The sequence below is a fragment of the Flexivirga sp. B27 genome, from assembly GCF_052905685.1.
The window spans coordinates 1448084-1466585 of record NZ_JBPYUM010000001.1; the positions used below are offsets into that span (position 1 = coordinate 1448084).

15 protein-coding genes are annotated in these 18502 nt (G+C 69.4%); 7 read left to right on the forward strand and 8 right to left on the reverse strand.

Features of this window, described 5'->3' with window-relative positions:
* Positions 1–18: 18 nt before the first annotated feature.
* Positions 19–483 carry a molybdenum cofactor biosynthesis protein MoaE gene (locus ACSZL9_RS06640; RefSeq protein WP_446664677.1) on the reverse strand — a complete coding sequence of 155 codons (465 nt, stop codon included), beginning with the start codon at positions 481–483 and terminating at the stop codon, positions 19–21.
* Positions 484–704: 221 nt separating this feature from the next.
* Between ACSZL9_RS06640 and ACSZL9_RS06645 the strand changes: the two genes are divergently transcribed.
* Together ACSZL9_RS06645 and ACSZL9_RS06650 are read left to right on the forward strand one after the other, a co-directional pair.
* Positions 705–2228 (forward strand): zinc-dependent metalloprotease, encoded by a 1524-nt coding sequence (locus ACSZL9_RS06645; RefSeq protein ID WP_446664678.1) that lies wholly within the window; start codon positions 705–707, stop codon positions 2226–2228.
* Positions 2225–2767: an NUDIX hydrolase gene (locus ACSZL9_RS06650; RefSeq protein ID WP_446664679.1), complete on the forward strand. Its 543-nt coding sequence runs from the start codon at positions 2225–2227 to the stop codon at positions 2765–2767. The genes ACSZL9_RS06645 and ACSZL9_RS06650 overlap by 4 nt, the downstream gene beginning before the upstream one ends.
* A gap of 48 nt (positions 2768–2815) precedes the next feature.
* On the opposite strand, the gene ACSZL9_RS06655 is transcribed toward ACSZL9_RS06650, so the two are convergent.
* Both ACSZL9_RS06655 and ACSZL9_RS06660 read right to left on the reverse strand, forming a co-directional pair.
* Positions 2816–5434 carry a polysaccharide lyase family 8 super-sandwich domain-containing protein gene (locus tag ACSZL9_RS06655; RefSeq protein ID WP_446664680.1) on the reverse strand — a complete coding sequence of 873 codons (2619 nt, stop codon included), beginning with the start codon at positions 5432–5434 and terminating at the stop codon, positions 2816–2818.
* A 55-nt stretch (positions 5435–5489) separates the two neighbouring features.
* The gene (locus tag ACSZL9_RS06660; protein WP_446664681.1) at positions 5490–6095 is read right to left on the reverse strand and encodes a M48 metallopeptidase family protein; all 606 of its coding nucleotides are present in this window, start codon (positions 6093–6095) and stop codon (positions 5490–5492) included.
* A 135-nt stretch (positions 6096–6230) separates the two neighbouring features.
* Here ACSZL9_RS06660 and ACSZL9_RS06665 point away from each other — a divergent pair, with 135 nt between their 5' ends.
* The 5 genes from ACSZL9_RS06665 (at position 6231) to ACSZL9_RS06685 (ending at position 12724) form a co-directional block, all read left to right on the forward strand.
* Positions 6231–6515 carry a DUF2249 domain-containing protein gene (locus tag ACSZL9_RS06665; protein ID WP_446664682.1) on the forward strand — a complete coding sequence of 95 codons (285 nt, stop codon included), beginning with the start codon at positions 6231–6233 and terminating at the stop codon, positions 6513–6515.
* A gap of 10 nt (positions 6516–6525) precedes the next feature.
* Positions 6526–7674, forward strand: a complete 1149-nt coding sequence (locus ACSZL9_RS06670) for a hypothetical protein (protein ID WP_446664683.1) — start codon at positions 6526–6528, stop codon at positions 7672–7674.
* Entirely contained in the window at positions 7671–10364 is a 2694-nt protein-coding gene (locus ACSZL9_RS06675) for a multicopper oxidase domain-containing protein (RefSeq protein ID WP_446664684.1), read from the forward strand. The genes ACSZL9_RS06670 and ACSZL9_RS06675 overlap by 4 nt, the downstream gene beginning before the upstream one ends.
* A gap of 113 nt (positions 10365–10477) precedes the next feature.
* Positions 10478–11332, forward strand: coding sequence for a hypothetical protein (locus ACSZL9_RS06680; RefSeq protein ID WP_446664685.1), 855 nt, complete (start codon positions 10478–10480; stop codon positions 11330–11332).
* 57 nt (positions 11333–11389) lie between these two features.
* The gene (locus tag ACSZL9_RS06685; RefSeq protein WP_446664686.1) at positions 11390–12724 is read left to right on the forward strand and encodes an ABC1 kinase family protein; all 1335 of its coding nucleotides are present in this window, start codon (positions 11390–11392) and stop codon (positions 12722–12724) included.
* 212 nt (positions 12725–12936) lie between these two features.
* On the opposite strand, the gene ACSZL9_RS06690 is transcribed toward ACSZL9_RS06685, so the two are convergent.
* From ACSZL9_RS06690 to nudC, 5 genes are all read right to left on the reverse strand, one after another.
* Complete coding sequence (locus ACSZL9_RS06690; protein WP_446664687.1) at positions 12937–13575, reverse strand: DUF6801 domain-containing protein; 639 nt, start codon at positions 13573–13575, stop codon at positions 12937–12939.
* A gap of 804 nt (positions 13576–14379) precedes the next feature.
* Complete coding sequence (locus ACSZL9_RS06695; protein WP_446664688.1) at positions 14380–14667, reverse strand: WhiB family transcriptional regulator; 288 nt, start codon at positions 14665–14667, stop codon at positions 14380–14382.
* Positions 14668–14879: 212 nt separating this feature from the next.
* Positions 14880–15164: a hypothetical protein gene (locus tag ACSZL9_RS06700; RefSeq protein ID WP_446664689.1), complete on the reverse strand. Its 285-nt coding sequence runs from the start codon at positions 15162–15164 to the stop codon at positions 14880–14882.
* A 259-nt stretch (positions 15165–15423) separates the two neighbouring features.
* Complete coding sequence (locus ACSZL9_RS06705; RefSeq protein WP_446664690.1) at positions 15424–17547, reverse strand: ATP-dependent DNA helicase UvrD2; 2124 nt, start codon at positions 17545–17547, stop codon at positions 15424–15426.
* 26 nt (positions 17548–17573) lie between these two features.
* A complete protein-coding gene (gene nudC, locus ACSZL9_RS06710) occupies positions 17574–18500 on the reverse strand; it encodes an NAD(+) diphosphatase (protein WP_446664691.1) in 927 nt (308 codons plus the stop codon).
* Positions 18501–18502 lie beyond the last annotated feature (2 nt).

Consider the following 18502-nt stretch of genomic DNA (forward strand, 5'->3'; position numbering starts at 1 on the left):
TCTGCACCTGTCATCGATCTACAGTCCGACCCATTCGTCGCTTCCGTCGCTGAACACCTGGTGCTTCCAGATCGGCACCCGTGCCTTGAGGGTGTCGATCATCTCTGTGCAAACTGTGAGCGCGGCAGCACGGTGCGGTGCGCTCACTGCGACGACGACCGCGGTGTCACCGATCGCCAGCCGGCCGACGCGGTGCACGGCGGCGAGCGCGGTGATCTCGTCGGTCAGCACCGACTCCGCGACCTCGCGCAGCACGTCGACCGCCGTCGGGTGGGCCGAATAGTCGAGCAGCTCAACGGCCCTGGCATGGTCCTGCTGGCGGACCGTGCCGACGAAGACCGCCACGCCGCCGGCCGCGGGGTCGCTGACCAGGCCGAGCGCCTCGTCCACCGACAGCGGAGAGTCCCGCAGATCGACCAGGCGCACCCGGGGGTCCGGCCCGGCGTCTGACCCGGCGTCCGGTAAGGAGTCTGATTCCGACATACGACGTCCTCCTGATCACGAAAGTTACGAAAGTCACCGGGTCGGGCGCGGTGTCACCGCAATTTTCCATTGCGCTTCCAGCGAACACGTCCCGAGTGGTGGAACCACACCGGCCGGTTCGTGGTTGTCTAGTGCAGAGCCTATTGAAGAGCCTATTCACCGCTTACGGCGCGCTTTCGCCGCGTGCCCGGTCCGGGCATCGGCGGAGAACAGGAGAAGACATGTCGAACAACCCACCAGAGCTGCCCGACGACTCCGGCGACGACGAGTCGCAGCCGGACCTGTCCGAGCTGTTGCGGTCGATCCTCGGCGGGGACGGCGGGGGCAACGACGAGCTCGCGAGCGCGCTGGAGCAGATGGGCGTGCAGGGCATGAACCCCCAGATGATGGAGGCGTTGCAGAGTCAGCTGCAGGCGATGATGTCCGGGCCGGTCGACGGCCCGGTCAACCTGGAGCTGGCGACGGACGTGGCACGCAAGACGGTGTCCGCGGCCGGTGACAGCAGCGTGACTTCGGCGACCACCCGCGACGTCGAGCAGGTCGTGCAGGTCGCCAACCTGTGGCTGGACGAAGTCACCGAGTTCTCCGCCGTCGGCCCGGCCAAGGCGCTCAGCCGCGCCGAGTGGGTAGAGCAGACCATGCCGACCTGGCGGCAGCTCGTCGAGCCGGTGGCCGGCGGCGTCAACAGCGCCATCGAGCGCGCGATGGGCGAGCAGCTGCGCCGCCTCGGGCCCGAGCAGGCCGGCGAGATGGGGCTGCCTCCGGGCGTCGACCCCGCGTCGATGATGGGGCAGATGCAGCCGATGATGGCGCGGATGAGCGCCGGCATGTTCGGCGCACAGATCGGCCAGGCGGTCGGCGCACTCGCCGGCGAGCTGGTCAGCGGCACCGAGGTCGGCCTGCCGCTCACCGACGGCGTCGCGATGCTGCCGGCCAACGTGCGGGACTTCGCCGAGGGCCTCGAGGTCGACGGCGGCGAAGTGCACCTCTACCTTGCGGTGCGCGAGGCTGCCCGGGCCCGGCTGTTCGCCGCGGTGCCGTGGCTGGGCCCCGCACTGATCGCGGCCGTGCAGTCGTATGCCGGTGACATCTCGATCGACACCGAAGGCATCGAGCGTGCGGTGTCCGACGTCGAGGCGTCCGACCCGGCGGCCATGCAGGAAGCGTTGCAGGGATCGATGTTCAGCAACGAGCCGTCCGAGGCCCAGCAGCGCGCCCTGGCGCACCTGGAGACTCTGCTCGCGCTCGTCGAGGGCTGGGTGGACGTCGTGGCCAACGAAGCGGCTGGCAAGCACCTGCCGCACGCGACCCAGCTCGCCGAGGCCGTTCGCCGGCGCCGCGCGTCCGGCGGTCCGGCCGAGCGGACCTTCGCCTCGCTCGTCGGTCTGGAGCTGCGCCCGCGCCGCCTGCGCGAGGGCGCGCAGCTGTTCACCGAGCTTGAGGAGGCGCTCGGCGCCAAGGAGCGGGACGGCGCGTGGAAGCACCCGGACTTCGCACCGACGACCGCCGACCTGGACGACCCCAGCGGCTATGTCCGCCGCAGGCAGTCCCCCGACGAGACCGTGCAGCAGCCGGACGAGGTCGACGCCGCGCTGGAGGAGCTGCTGGCCCAGGGCACCGCGGAGCTGGATGCCGAGCGAGGCGGGACGAAGGACTCGCACGACTCGGGCACCTCCGACGGGGACTCTGGCCAAGACGACAACGGCGAGGACAGCGACGGGGACGAGCCCGAGGGCAAGGCGTGAGCCGGACGGCCCTGCGCGACAACGCTTTCCAGGTGTTGCGCGCGGCGGCCGCGAGCCCGACGCGCGACGCGTTCGAGGCACACCTCGCGGCATACGACGACGCGATGTGGCGCGACGGTCCGCCGGAGCACTTCACCGCCAGTGCCGTCGTCTTCTCGGCGGACCACACCGAGGTGCTGCTCGTGCTGCACAAGAAGGCCAAGCTGTGGCTGCAGCCCGGTGGGCATTTCGAGGACGGCGACTCGACGGTCGCCGGCGCCGCGCTGCGTGAGGCGACCGAGGAGTCCGGCATCGAGGGACTCAGCCCGGTGCCCGGTGCCCTCTATCTGCACCGGCACGACCTCGCCGCCGCCTTCGGCCGCTGTATGGCGCACTGGGACCTGCGCATTGCCGCGGTCGCACCACCGGAGGCGGCTGTCACGGTGTCGGACGAGTCGGACGACGTCCGCTGGTGGCCGGTGGATGCCCTGCCGGAGCCGACCGACCCCGACCTGGCCGAATGCATCGATTTCCTTCGGGGACAACTGGTTTCGGCCTGACGACGGTCGCGCGCCGGCCGCCAGCGTCAGCACCCGGCAGGTGCGCGATCAGCCGATGCCGCGGCCGCGCACGGTGACCGAGGTCGTTGCGCCATACGCGTGACGAGTGGCGAAGACCAGCTGCGTCCCACCCCGCACCGGACGTACCGTGACGCCGTCGTGCGGCGTCACGACGCGGCGATGCCCCGGCACGGTCACGGCGATCTCGTCCCGGCCGAAGGTGGGGTCAGACACTGCGATCGTCGTGCGCCCGCGATCGGCATCCTGGACGATCACCGACGCGGCACCGTCGATCGTGAGCTTCCCGAGCCGGTGTGTGCCGCCGATGAAGCTGTTGGCCGCGACCAGCCCCAGCTGTGGGTGCCGCACCGCCTGCAGGTCGGTGGAGTTCGCGACAACGACCGGCCCGCGCGACGTGCCGTCGTAGCGTCCCAGGGCCGCTGCGTCGGCACCGGGCACGATCGCGTAGGCAAGCGCGCCCGGCCGCTCGTCTGCGGCGTGGGCGACGGACAGGTCGAAGACCTGCTTCGTGATCTGAGTGTCCGGGTTGGTCGCTCGCACGAGCCGGCGACTGCGCCGCACCTCGCGCAGCCGCACATCGACCGCGACGTCGTCATCAGGATCGGCATCAGGATCGGTGAGGAAGACGTAGCCGACGGCATTGCCCCGCGTCGCGTTCGCGTAGCGCAGCCAGCGCGGCTGATGTGCGGTGCCTGCTCCGGCGAACCGTGTGCCACCGCGCAGCACACCGGTGACCGAGACGTCGTCGGTCGGGGCAGCGATCCGGCTGTCGATCGTCGTCAGCACGTCCCTGCCGTGCAGGTCGTCGATGCCCGCGGCGAGGACGACGATCTCGTCGTCGAGCAGGAACCACGACTTCTGCGAGCGGGAGTTTGCATAGGCGACGAAGTCGCCGGGCAGCTCGCCACGACTCTTGGCGGCATAGGCGGCGTCGTCGGACTGCACCAGACCGGCCACCGCATAGCTGCCCAGCGTCGCTCCGCCCGAGTAGTCGTTGGTGCCGAGCGGGAAGTAGACGTAGGTGTTCTGCAGCACCGACGACGAGGTGAACCCGGCCTCCGGGTTGTCGTAGAACTGCTCGCCATACAGCTGCGGGATCGTCTTGCGGTCCTCCACCGGCGACGTGACGCCGCCGAGGCGGTAGGGCTCGACGACCGTGACGTAGTCGACGCCGTAGGCCTCGCTCTGGTCGTCGCCGGCGAGGTAGAGGTAGTGCGCCCCGTCGCCCTGGAACCACGGCAGGAGGTTCTCGCCGCTCATGTATTCGTATTTACTGACGCGGCTCGAGCTGCGGGCCAGCGCGAAGGTGTAGCCGGGGCGGCGGTGGACGTTGCGGTCCATGGCGTTGAACGCGAAGGTCGCTTCCTGCGGCAGGAGGTCGGCAGCGACGGTGCCGGAGTCCGCGACGATCTGTGCGTAGCGCTGCACGGCCGCGGGCGACGTGAACGAGGTCGGGTCGATCGGGACCTTCGTCGACTCGTGCAGATATTTCACGTAGGACCGCAGATCGCCGGCCCCGGGCGACCCGGCATACGCGCTGAGCGTGACGGCCGACTCGACGACGCCGGCGGCATCCTGGTAGCCGGTCTTGGTGCGGGAGATCGCCCGGCCCTTGATCATCTCCATCATCCAGCCTTGCGCGATGACCGGCGCGAACGTCTGCGACATCCACACGTTGACCTGGTCGGCCAGCTCGGCGTCACTCGCGTAGCCGGTGCCGTCGAGCATCGCGATCGTCGCGGCGACCCGCGAGAGCAGACCGATGCCGTAGCTGCCGGTGTAGGCGACGGACGCGTGCTGGATGAACGACCCGTCGGCATAGAAGCCGTCGGTGACCTCGTGCTGCAGGTGGTAGGGATCGATGGTGCGGTAGACGGTCAGTTGGTCGGAGATTGCCTTGGTGATGCGAGCGTCGTCGCCGAGCACCGCGCCCTGCACGATGCGGTTGGTCGTCATGTCGGCCAGGTTGGCGCCGGTGTCGAAGCGCGAGTCGAGGTCGACGTCGCCGTCCTTGCCGCTGCGCAGGTAGTCGTCCATCGCCTGGACGTAGGTGGCGGCGAGGTCCGGGCGGTATGCCGCCAGCTCCTCGTGCAGCACGGCCAGGGTGCGACTGGCGTGCATCGGCATGCCGATCTCCCAGTTGTACCAATTGCCGTAGTAACCGGCGTCCTGGTCGCCGAAGTAGGTGTCGTAGAGCCAGCCGAGCGCATCGATCACCCGATGCTGGACGCCGGTGTTGCCCGCGAGATCCGTCGGGACCGTGGAACCGTCCGGCAACGGCATCACCGTGGCGAAGGCGATCTGACTCAGCTTCAGATAGGTGCTGGTCAGGTGTGCATCGTCGGTGCCGAGCGGCAGACCGGTGAAGAGCTCGGTCGTCGGCTCGGCGACCATGGCGGCGAGGTTGTTCTGTGCGGTGCGATAGAGCCCCGTCAGTTTGTCCTGCACCGCCGGGTCGGCGTTGGTCGCCGTGGTGCCCGCGAACGCCGCCGTGACGTTGGCGAGCACCCGCTGATCGTCCGCCTGCTGATCGTCGGTCGCACCCGCGGCCGGTGCCGCGAGACCGATCTGTGGCCACCCGAGGCCGGCCATCGCCACTCCTGCTCCGGCCGCCCTGAGGGCGGCGCGTCGACTGACGGTGCTCATGCGCATCTCTCCTACGGTTCGGCTACCGGGTCCGGCCGACACGTCCGCCGACACATCAGCCGTCGAGCGCGGAGGACGCCAGCGAACCCGGCTCGCCCGGGTCGTCCGCCGCGCTCTCGTCGAGGCCGTCCACCGCTTCGTCCTCCTGGTCGGCCGGCATGCCGACCCCGAACGCCACGCCGTCTAGATAGCCGCGGGCCCGCTCCAGCTGCGGATAGGCCTCGAGCAGCGCCCAAAAACTCTTGCCGTGGTGCGGCTGCAGCAGGTGGGCCAGCTCGTGCAGCAGGACGTAGTCGCTGACGTAGTCGGGCATGCCCTGCAGCCGGTCCGACAGCCGGATCGTGCCGTTGGCCGGAGTGCAGGACCCCCAGCGAGCGCGCTGGTTGGTGACCCAGCGCACCGACACCGGATGGGCCAGGCCGCCGAGGTAACGCGTGGACAACTGCGCCGCCCGCTGCATCAGCTCCGCGTCGGTGGACCTGCCCCGGGTCGCCGCGGCCTGCACCTTCCGGACCATGTCGGCGACCATCCGCTCCTCGTCCCTCTTGGACAAGCGGGCAGGGACCAGCACCACGATGCGGTTGCCTTCGCGGTATGCCGACACGGTGCGCCGACGCCGGGCGGACCGCCGCACCTCCACTTCGGGTGTCGGCGACGTCATACCCCCGAACTTAAGCGATGGCGGTGACATTGGCGACCAGGTAAGCGGTGTCGACAGCCCGACTGGCAGCCGAATCCGACACGTAGTAGTTTTAACAATGTCAATCGTATAAATCACTCTGCACCGAGGACTCTGATGACCGAACTCCCGATCACCGAGGCGCACAGCTGCGGCTGTGGCTGCTCCGACTCCGCCGGCCTGCCCGAGCTGGACACGCGCACCATCCCGCACAAGTTGCGGCACGGCGCCGTCTTCGGTGCGCTCGCCACGTTGGGTGTCGGCGAAGGCCTGGTCCTGACCGCCTCCCACGACCCCAAGCCGCTGCTGGCGCAGATCGCCGAAAGCAGCCAGGGCGCCATCGAGGTCTCCTACCTGGTCGAAGGCCCGGAGGCGTGGCAGCTGCGTATGACGCGGCGCTGACCCGACCGGCATGACCTTGCGCGCACGTCCGACCCGCACCGGTCGGGTCGGCGTGCGGGCACCGTCGCGCGTCTGGCTGATTTTGCCGGCGGGGCTGAGCCTGCTGGCCGGCCTGGACGCCGCCCTGCTGCTGGCCGGACTGGCCGCACCCGTCGACGACACCCAGCTTGCCTCGCGGCACGGCGTGCTGATGACGCTCGGCTTCCTCGGCACGCTGATCGCCCTGGAACGCGCGGTCGCCTTACGCGCACCTTGGGGGTATGCCGCCCCAGCCCTGCTCGGCGCCGGTGGACTCGCGCTGATCATCGGCCTGCCGGCACACGTCGGCGCGGTGTTGCTGGCCGACGGCGGCGTGGCCCTGGTCGCTGTCTACGCGATGCTGCAGCAACGTCAGCACGACGATTCCACCGCGGTGGAGTTGCTCGCCGCGGTGGCCGCGACCGGAGCCGCCATCCTGTGGATCCGCCTGCCGGTGGCCGAATTACTGCTCTGGTTGGTCGCTTTCGTGGTCCTGACCATCGCCGCCGAGCGTGTCGAGCTCGCCCGGCTGCACCTTCCCCCGAGCGCCGGACGCCTGCTGCTGGCCGCGGGCGTGCTGCTGGTGCTGGCCGCGATCGTGTCGCTGGCGCAGCCCGACGCCGGCAACTGCGCCGCGGGTCTGATCCTGCTGGTGCTCACCGCGCTGCTGGCGGTCCACGACGTCGCACGGCGGACGATCCGACTGCCGGGTCTGCCGCGGCTCTCGGCTGCCGCGCTGTTGTGCGGTTATGTCTGGCTCGCCGTCGCCGCCGGCGTCTTGCTGTATGCCGGAACCCCAACAACCACAGCGCAATACGACACGGCTGTGCACGGTGTCTTCCTCGGCTTCGGTATGTCGATGGTGATCGCCCACGCGCCGGTGATCCTGCCGGCCGTCATACGCCGCCCGATGCCCTACCGGCCGATGCAGTGGGCACCGTTGGTGGTGCTGCAGGTCAGTCTCGTCGTGCGCATACTCGGCGCGAATCTCCTTGGCCTCCAACACTTCTGGAAGCTCGGGGCGGCACTCGGCGTCATCGCGCTGCTGCTCCTGCCGATCACCGTGGTGGCCAGCCTCATCCCGACCCGCACAGCACGTGTCCGCACCGCCCGCACACCAGCCGGAAAGGCCTCGACATGATCGATCCCATCGCCCGACGCGGGAGCCGCGGCGCACCGGCGCCGGGCGCCGCCCGCGGGCTGTGGGCGTTGCGCGACCAGCCGGCGGTGGCCTGGATCGCGGCCGCTGTCCTCACCGCGCTGCTGCATCCCTTCGTCGCCGACGCGCACTGGCTGATGGTGCACATGATCCTGCTGGGCGCGCTGACCCACGCGGCCATGGTGTGGAGCACCTACTTCACCCAGGCACTGCTGAAGACCTCCGACGACGTGGATCCCCGGCGGCTGCAGTCGACCCGGATCGTGCTGGTCGTCGTCGGTGTCGTGTGCGTGCTGATCGGTGTGCCGACGGCACGGTGGGCGCTGGTGGTCACCGGTGCGTCGGTGGTTTCCGCCGCGGTGCTGTGGCACGCTGTCGCGCTCGCACTGCGACTGCGCCACAGCGTGGCACGCCGCTTCCGCACCACGGTCCTCTACTACCTGGCTGCGGCGGTCTGCCTGCCGGTGGGCGCGGGCTTCGGCGCCGCGCTCGCCAAGGGTCCGGCCGAGGAGTGGCACGGGCGTCTGCTGCTCGCGCACACGATGACGATGCTGCTGGGTTGGCTCGGGCTGACCGTGCTCGGCACGCTATTGACGCTGTGGCCGACGATGTTGCGCACCCGCATGGACGAGCGCGCGGAAACCCTTGCCCGCCAAGCACTTCCGTTCCTCATTGTCGCCCTGATCGCGATCGACTCGGCGGCGTTGCTGGGTCTGCGGCAGGCTGCGGTCGTCGGTCTCGTCTGGTATGCCGCCGCGGCGTGCTGGTGGGGTCGCGCGCTGCTGCGGCCGGTGCGAGCCAATCCGCCGCAGCACGCCTCGGCATACTTCGTCAGCGCCGCCGTGGTGTGGGCCGCAATGCTGCTCGTCCTCGTGGCGGTCACCGTCGCGACCGCCTCGTCGTGGGGCGCGATCAGCGACGGCTACGACCGGGTCGCGACGATCGCCGCGGTCGGCTTCGCCGCCCAGCTGCTCAGCGGAGCACTGTCACACCTGCTGCCGGTCGTCATCGGCGGCGGCGCACAGGTGGTGCGCGCCGCGCAGGAGTGGTTCGACCGCTACGCCGTCGCCCGCGTCACCGTGGTCAACCTGGGCCTGCTGCTGTGGATCACGCCGACGCCACCCGGCGTTCGCGACACGGCACGCGTGCTCGTGCTCCTCGCGTTGCTGACGCTGGCGCCGTTGATGGTGCTCGGCATCTCCTCCGCCCTACGGATGCGGCGGGAGTTGGCCGACGACCACAGCCTGCGCGGCCGGAAGCTGGGCGCCGACCCGGGCATCTGGTCCCCCGGCCAACTGGTCGCCGGAGTCGCCGTGCTCGCGCTGGCCGTCAGTGTCGGTGTCGCGTGGAACCCGACGGGGGTCAGCGCGGTGGGGGCCACCGGGGGTGGAGCATCCGCGGTGCAGGCGACGGGACACACCACCGTCGTGCGCGTCACGGCCAAGGACATGCGCTTCACGCCGTCGTCGGTCACCGTGCCGCGCGGCAACAAGCTCGTGGTGGTGCTGACCAACACCGACCCCAGCACCGCACACGACATCGCCTTCGCGAACGGCGCGAAGGCGCCGCGCCTATCGCAGGGACAGAGTGCGCGGGTGAACGTCGGGGTCATCACCAAGAGTGTCCAGGGCTGGTGCACTGTGCCCGGACACCGAGCAATGGGAATGGTTTTCGACGTCAAGGTGACGAAGGCGAGCGCCTCGGCCGGTCACGACATGGCCGGCATGAGCGGTGCGAAAAGCGATACGACGAGCGATACGACGAGCAGCGACACCGTGCACACGGACAGCTCCTTCCCCGCGTCGTTCCGCCCGGCCGATGCGAAGCTGCCGCCGCTGACGTCCGCAAAGGTCCACCACGTCACGCTGACCGTCCGGGACGTGGAGATGGAGGTCGCTCCCGGCATACGCCAGAAGCGCTGGACCTACAACGGCAAGGTGCCCGCACCCACGTTGCACGGCCGGGTCGGAGACACCTTCGTGGTGAAGCTGATCAACAAGGGCTCGATGTCGCACTCGATCGACTTCCACGCCGGCGAGGTCTCCCCCGACAAGCCGATGCGGGAGGTCCCGCCCGGCCAGTCGCTCACCTACACCTTCACGGCGCACCGTGCCGGCATCTGGATGTACCACTGCGCCACGATGCCGATGACCGCACACATCGCGGCGGGTATGGCGGGCGCGGTCGTCATCGAGCCGCCCGGCCTGCCCGCGGTCTCCCGTAGCTACCTGCTGGTGCAGTCCGAGGTGTATGTCGACGGCAACGGCCGCTCGCCGGTGCGTGAGGTGAACGCCGACGCCGCGGCGCAGGACAAGCCGACCTTCGTGACGTTCAACGGCGCGGCGAACCAGTATGACGACCGGCCGCTGACCGCGAAAGCCAAGCAACGAGTGCGGGTTTGGGTGCTCGACGCCGGCCCGAACAGGGCGACCAGCTTCCATGTGATCGGCACGCAGTTCGACACCGTCTACGCCGAGGGCGCCTACCAGCTCAAGCGCGGCAAGGACGCCTTCGGCGACCGGAGCGGCGGCGGGCAGGCACTGGCTCTGCAACCCGGGCAGGGCGGCTTCGTGGAGTTCACGCCACCGGCAGCCGGCCACTATCCCTTCGTCAGCCACATCATGGCCGACGGCGAGCGCGGTGCCCACGGGATCCTCAAGGTCACCGGCTGACCGACCGGCCCCTGTGGACAACGTCTGCGCCGACACCGCCGATGGTGGCACGGTGAGCTGCCTCACCGGGAGCCGGTCGGCACTCGGACCGGCGTGGGAAGGGAGGGCCGCTGATGGGCGAGTGCGCCGAGCGATCACTGACACCGATCCTGCCGACGAGTCTGGTGGTGCGTCAGCGCGGCAGCGACTCGGTGCTGGTGAGCGGGAGCAAGCCGGGCGGTCTGGTCATCGAGGGCCTCACCCCGGCCGAGGTGGACGCTGTGCTCAACCTGCCCGCTGCGTTGCGCGGGGCCGGCCGCGGCACGATCCGGCCGGCGCCGTCGGCGCGCTGGTCGATGATCCTCGATCTCGTCTGCCGGGCCGCCGCGCAGCTAACTCCGGGACCTGCACGCGGCCAGGTGCTGGTGCTGGGCGACGGACCGTTGCCGCAGGAGATCGCCCGCGCAGTGTCCCCGCTCGTCCATCGCGTCGTCACCGAGCCGGAGGCACTCCTCGCGCCGGACGGTGATCCGGTGACTCGCACGCCCGATTTGGTCGTGCTGCCGGCGGTCGACGCGGTCACGGCATTCGCCGGGCGGCCGTGGCACGGCCGGCAGGTGCCGCACCTCCCGGTCGTCGTCTCCGGCGGCCGGCTGAACGTCGGGCCGCTGGTGCGGGCCGACACCGGTCCGTGCCTGACCTGCCTGGACCTGCACCGCGGGGCGCGTGACCCGGCGTGGGCACCGTGGCTGGCCTCGCGGGCCGTGCGCCACGGCGTGGAGCGCGAGTTGGACGCCGCGCCCGAGCTGCGGGTGACCGCAGCCGCGCTCACGGCACTGATTGTCCGCGGGTTCTTCGAGGACCGTCCGCTGCCGATCGGCCTGAGCCTCAGCCTGGAGCGTCCCGAGCCGCGGCTGCGACATCATCTGTGGACGTGTCACCCGGCCTGCTGCGGAAGCGAGGACACAAGGGTGACAATGAATGCATGACGTCCGGATGCATGTGCTCCGACCGCGCGAGGTCTGTTCGAGCAGGAGCAGGCTGCCATGAATGACATGAGTGACCTGCCACGCAAGACCGTGACACGAGCCGCGCGGCTCGCGACGCTGCCCCTCGGCATCGGTGCACGCGCCGCGGTCGGCCTGGGCAAGCGCGTCGGCGGGCGCCCGGCCGAAGCCGTCACTGCCGAGTTGCAGGCGCAGACGGCCGAGCAGCTCTTCAAGGTGCTGGGCGGCCTCAAGGGCGGCGCGATGAAGTTCGGGCAGTCCTTGTCGATGTTCGAGGCCGCGCTCCCCGAGGAGCTGGCGGCGCCATACCGTGCGACGTTGACCAAGCTGCAGGACACGGCGCCGGCGATGTCGACCAAGTCCCTGCACACGGTGCTGCGCGAGCAGTTGGGTGCCAGGTGGCGGTCGAAGTTCCGCGAGTTCGAGGACGAGCCCCGCGCCGCCGCGTCGATCGGTCAGGTGCACCACGCCGTATGGCGGGACGGCCGCGAGGTGGCCGTCAAGGTGCAATATCCGGGCGCCGCCGAGGCACTGATGTCCGACCTCAACCAGCTGTCTCGTGTCGCCCGGATGAGCACCAGCTGGGTGCCCGGGCTCGATGTCGTCCCGATCCTGCGCGAGCTGAAGGGCCGGATGGCGGAGGAGACCGACTACAGCCTCGAGGCGGCGATGCACGAGCAGTTCGCCGAGGCGTATGCCGACGACCCCGACTATCTGCTGCCCGGCGTGCTCTTCTCGACCGAGCAGGTCATCGTCAGTGACTGGATCGACGGTGTGCCGCTGTCCCGGATTATCGACTCCGGCACCCCGGAGGAGCGGGACCTGGCCGCTGCGCGGTATTTCGAGTTCCTCGTCAGCGGCCCCGAGCGTGCCGGGCTGCTGCACGCCGACCCGCACCCGGGCAACTTCCGGCTGCTGCCTGACGGCCGGTTGGGTGTGCTCGACTTCGGTGCGGTCAACAGGTTGCCCGACGGACTGCCGCCGGCGATGGGTGAGTTGATCACCGCCGCACTGCGCGGCGATGCGGACGCACTGCTGGACGGTCTGCGCGACGAAGGTTTCGTCAAGCGCTCCATCGACGTCGATGCCCAGGACGTGCTCGACTACCTCGGCGTCTTCCTGAAACCGTTGCGCAGCAACGACTTCCCCTTCGACCGCGACTGGTTGCGGGGCATCTTCAACTACCTCAACGACCCCCGCAACACGACGTTCACCGTCGGCCTGCGACTGAACCTGCCGCCCAACTACGTGATGATCCACCGCGCCTGGCTCGGCGGCATCGCGGTGCTCTGTCAGATCGGCGGGACCGTGCCCGCCCGCGAGATCTTCGACCGCTGGGTCCCCGGCGCCGACCTGCCCCCACTCCCCGACTGACACTGACCCTTATCGGCCAGTGACGGCTTCCTCGCCGAGCGACGGCGAAATCTGACCGTCGCTCAACGAATTGACCGTCAGTCGGCGCGGGCGCTGGGTCGCCGCTCGCGTACACCGCAACCACTCACCCCGCTGTATGACGGCAGTGAGCCCGGCGACCAGTCGGTCGCCGGGCTCACTCAGCGGCGCCGCGCGCCGAAACCACTCGGGTGCTACTTGACCTGGGTCGCGGGCGCTAGGACCGTGCCGTCCGGCGGGGTGCAGGTGCCAGCGATGTTCGAGCCGTCGAATGCGCCCCCGTGCGCAGTGAGACTGATGTCGAACGGCTTCAGGGTGACCACAATCGACCCTGCGCTCCCGCCGGCAGTCTCGCCAGCACCGGCGCCGGTCGCCGTCGTCGTCAGGCCACCCGTGCCTTCCGGGTCGACATCCGTCGGCGGAACCGTCAGTGTGGCGCTCCGATCGCCCGGGTTCACGATCGCACCGGACACGGTGTAGGGCGCCGTGCTCGTGCCGTCCAGCGAAGTCACTCCCAGCTGCCGGAGCAGATCCCCCGACTGATCGTCGGTCGTCACGGTCGCGGTGAGCGACGGAGCTGGAATGGCGTCCCCCGGCGAGACGCTCGTCGGCGTCGTGGCGGTCAGGGTGAGAGTCCAGGTTGCCTCCAACGGCACAGGGCTGGTCAGCTTGCAGGCGACCTGCACGGGACCGGCGCTTGACTGACCAGGAACGACACTGGCACTCGCAGCGGGTGCCGCGGCTGCGGTGGCGATGACCGGCACCGTCCACGCCGCGCCCTTGGCCACCGTTCGGCGGGAGATCTGGGTCTTGCCGGTCTGGGTCTTTGACATGAGCCCTCCTGGGCACGTTGAGCGCTGTTGGTCTGTGTTCCGGCTCACACCGTGAGACGAACCTCCGCCTTTATATATGAGTAAGTTACGTACCGGTAAGGATTCGCCAAGATCCGGCAAATTCTGCCCAGAAAGGACTAGCCACTCGTCCAGGACGGCCGACCACGATATCGACGCCACTCGCCGCCTCCGGGCACTCTCCCGTGCTACACCTCGTCGGATCTCCTCGAGCTCTCGTCGCGATCTCGTCGAGATGCCCTCGAGGGCACCGAGTGACGGCGCGCCCGTCGACTGACGGCGGTATGACGCCGTCGCTCGCCGAGGAAGCCGTCACTGGGCGAGGTGGGTGGACAGATTGGAGGCGGCAGCCCAGGTCTGCCAGCTGAACGACAAGCCGACGGCGCGGAGACGACGACCGGAAGGGTGCGGGTGATGGCACGAGCGAGCTCGTGCCATCACCCGCACCCTTCCGCGAGGAGTCGAAGCAAAACAACATGGCAAAGCCGGCCGCGGTAAGCCGCGACCGGCTTTGCGATCGGACCGCCATCGAAGGGCGGCATCTGCGGGTTCATCGACGTGGTGAGGTCGGCGGGGGAAGCACACGCGTCACGTGTTTGCTTCGCCTGGTCGCCGTCTGTCCCGTCGGTGGACGCGGTCGGGTCGGTTCGACCCTCAGCAACTGGAACATGATGGAAGCTCTTCCGGGATGGGCATCCCGCCATGACCGGTGCGATCCGGACTGGAGGCACCGGTCATGCGGCATACCGGTGTCATGGAATGAAGATGTGGTGGTGCGCATGGCGATCACGCGGCCACGGTCTGCTTGCGCGGCCGGCCCCGCGGCCGCTTACGCGGAATGACGACGCCTTGGGCGAAGAGTTCGCCGCCCCAGACACCCCACGGCTCGGAGCGGTCCTTGGCTCCGGCGAGGCACGCCTCCCGAAGCGGGCAGCTGGTGCACAACTGCTTGGCGAACTCGACATCCTCCGGCCGCTCGGCGAACCAGAGTTCCGGGTCGTTCTGGTGGCAAGGCAACTGCTCGCCGCACTCTGCGGCGAATCCTGTTGCGTTTATGAGATCGGTCAACATCATCGGTGGCACCTCCTTGTCGCGGTGACCCCGGGTGCGGGGCCCGTCCTGCTCGGTTCGCGCGCGGTTCGCGCTGGCCGGTCGTTCCGTCGTCCTGTGCTCTGACATGGAGTTCGGTTCCTGCTTCCTGTGGTGGTTCGGAAGCCCGCGACATAAAAAAAGCCGCGGACCCTGGTGTCGGGTTCCGCGGCCTCGATGAGGACCTTGTGTCTGAGTCAGACTGGTGGTCTCGGAAGAGCGGAACGCCGGACACCGCCGGCAAAGGTGGAGTTGTAGATCGGGAGCTGGCGCTTGACGTCGATATCGCGGGCGTCGACAGCAGACGTGCCATCAACGGAGCGCTCACGCACGACGGAGTTGTTGACACTGCCGGCGGCGAACGCACTGATCCCCTGGACCCGACCGGAGGCGGCAGCGAGGTGAACACTCGTCAGCATCGGAAGGGCAGACATCATCGCGGCGTGCTCGTCACACGGCTGCGTCATCAGGTTGTTTCCCATGGTGTCGACCCCTCCTCTCACTCTCTCGGTCCTCGCCACACCGCCTGGGCGCGCGAGCTGAACATCAGACAGGCTACGGCGTCGATATAGACCGCGGCAACTGAATTAACGACAAATTTTTGCACGGATCTCGCGGCGCTCGAAAAACATTGTGCGACAACAGGATTGAGTCACAGAAAGTTTTACGGACCGCGGACCCGGTCGAACCAACGAGTTTGTGCGGGCCCGACGACGAAGCGTCGGACAAGCGAAGGACCGCTCAGGCGGTCTCCTGAGCCGTCACACACTCCGCAGCGGCGGAGACCGGATCAGCGCCGTCCAGCACGGCCAGCACGGCGTCGCCATAGGTGTCCCGCTTGTGCTTGCCGACGCCGGAAACACCTGCCAGGCCTGCGATGTCGCTCGGCCGTCGCTCGGCGATGGCGATCAGCGTTGCGTCGGTGAAGACGACGAACGCGGGCACCTTCGTGCGGGTCGCGACCTCCAGCCGCCAGGCGCGCAACGCCTCGAACTGCGCCTCGTCATAGGTCGCGGGGCAGTCGCTGCAGCGGCCGATCTTGCGTTCGGCGGCAGTGTCGAGCGTGTTGCCGCAGGTGCGGCAGGTCTTCGGCTTCGAGGGCTTCTTGGGCGCAGGGCCGGACCGGGCCTTGGGTGCGCTGCGGGCGCCGGGACCAAGCACCGGTGCCGCGGCATCGAGGAAACGTGACGGCCGGCGGCTCGCCCGCCCGCCCGGGTTGCGGGCGGCGGCCCAGCTGAGCAGCAGGTGCTTGCGGGCACGGGTGAGGCCGACGTAGGTCAGCCGGCGCTCCTCCTCGATCGCCTGCTGGCCCTCCGCGAGCGAGAACGGCAGCAACCCGTCGGAGCACCCGATGAGCAGGACCGCGTCCCACTCCAAACCCTTGGCGGCATGCAGCGACGCCAGCGTCACGCCTTCGACCGTGGGTGCGTGCTGCTCGGCGGCGCGCCGGTCGAGCTCGACGACCAGCTCGCGCAGCCGGAAGTCCTCGCCGCCCAGATCGTCAGCCAGCTCGGCGAGCGCGTTGAGCGACTGCCACCGCTCCAGCACCGCACCACCGGCCGGACGTTGTGGTGACCAGCCGGCGGCGGTGACGATGTCACGCACCAGCTTGCCCAGCTCGACACTACCGTCGTCGCTGCGCACCGCACCACGCAGCAGCACCAGAGCCTGCTTGACCTCGGACCGCTGGAAAAACCGCTCACCGCCGCGCACGAGATAAGGGATCTCGGCGGCCGCGAGCGCCTGCTCGACGGCCTCGCTCTGCGCGTTGATGCGGTAGAGGACGGCGATCTCACTCGCCGGAACCCCTTGTTCAAGAAGCTTTTTCACCGACTCGGCAACGTATGCCGCCTCGGCCTCGTCGTCGGCCAACTGGGTCAGCACCGGCTGTGGACCGCTCTCGCGCTGGGCCTGCAGCCGGACCGTCTCTGCATGCCTCGGGCCCGCCTGCAGCACGAGGTTGGCGAGGTCGACCACCTGCGGCGTCGAGCGGTAGTTGCGCACGAGCTGCACCGTGCGGGTCTCCGGACGCCGCTTGGCGAAATCGAGCAGATGACGTGGCGTGGCTCCAGTGAAGGAGTAGATCGTCTGCGCCGGATCGCCGACCACGCACAGGTCGGGCCGATCACCGACCCACTGGTCGAGCAACGCCTGCTGGGCGGCGTTGACATCCTGGTATTCGTCGACCACGAAGTGCCGGTATTGCCCGCGCACGGTGGCCGCGATGTCATCACGCTCGGCCAGCACACCGGCCATCAGCAACAGCACGTCCTCGAAGTCGATGACGTCACGCGCCGACTTGACCTCCTCGTAAGTCTCCCAGAGCCGCGCCATCGCAGTCAGGTCGAGCTCGGCGGGTGAACGCCCCGCCTTGGCAGCCGCCGCGCGGTAGGTCTCCGGCGTCAGCATCGAGACCTTCGCCCACTCGATCTCGGCAGCCAGATCCCGTATGACGACCCGGTCCAGCTCCAACCGCAGCCGCGCTCCGGCCTCGCCGACGGCCGGCGCCTTGTGCTTGAGGATCTGCGGGATCGGACCGCCGATCGCCTGCGGCCAGAAATACTGCAGCTGCCGCAGCGCCGCAGAGTGGAAGGTGCGCGCCTGCACGGTCGGCAGGCCCAGACCGCGCAGCCGGGTGCGCATCTCCCCCGCCGCACGCGCGGTGAAGGTCACCGCCAGCACGCGGTCCGGGCGGTAAGCGCCCGAGTGCACGCCATAGGCGATGCGGTGGGTGATCGCGCGGGTCTTGCCGGTGCCCGCACCCGCGAGCACGCACATCGGTCCGAGCGGATTGCTCGCCACCTGTCGTTGCTCCGGGTCGAGCCCGGCCAGGACGTCGTCTGCACCCCATGAGGTGGTCGTCATACCTGCTGTCGTGCCTCCTTCCTCGGTCATCGTCCCCGTCGCAACAGCGATCCGTCGTCGGGTTGGTCGATCGGCCCGCCATACCAGTGCTCGATCAGGTGCCGCGCAATCGACAAGCGTGCAGACAGGTGGACCTCGCCGCTCTCGACGGCTGCGGCCAACTCCGGGCGGGTGAACCAGCGGGCGGCCGCGATCTCCTCCGGGTCGAGGGTCAACTCCGTGCTGGTCGCCCGGCAGGTGAAGCCGACCATCAGCGAGGACGGGAACGGCCACGGCTGATCGCCCAGGAACCGCACATCTGCCACAGACACCCCGACCTCCTCCATGACCTCTCGGGCGACGGCGGTCTCGAGCGACTCGCCGGGCTCCACGAAACCAGCCAGCACCGACATCCCGTTGCTCGCGAAGTTGCGGCCCCGCCCGAGCAGCAGTCGATCGTCCGCGTCGAGCACCGACATGATCACCGCGGGATCGGTGCGCGGGTAGTGGTCGCGGCCGCAGCTCGCACAGTGCCGGACCCACCCGGCCTCCATCACCTCGGTGGCCTGGCCGCAGTTGGCGCAGAAGCCGTTGACCGCATGCCAGCGGCCGATGCCCGTTGCCGTCACGGCGACCGGCAGGTCGTCGGTGTGCAGCCGCATGCCCAGATGCCGCAAACCCTCGGCCGGCGCCCGGTCATCCCTGTCGCGCAGCACCGCCAGGACGTCACGGCCGGCGATCGCACCGAGGTAGACCACCAGCTCGTCACGATCCGCGGCCTCGGGGGCGCGGTAGTGCAGCCGGTCGCCACCGCCGGTGTTGGGGAGCCTGTCGCCATACACATCCAGCACCGCGGTGGACGGGTCGACGAGCAGGGACGGGATCAGCGCGGCGTCGCGGCGCCGCAACGAGCCGCGGTCGAGCGCGGAGCTGTCGAGGACGAGATCAAAACCAGTTTCCGAAGCTGCGGGCACGC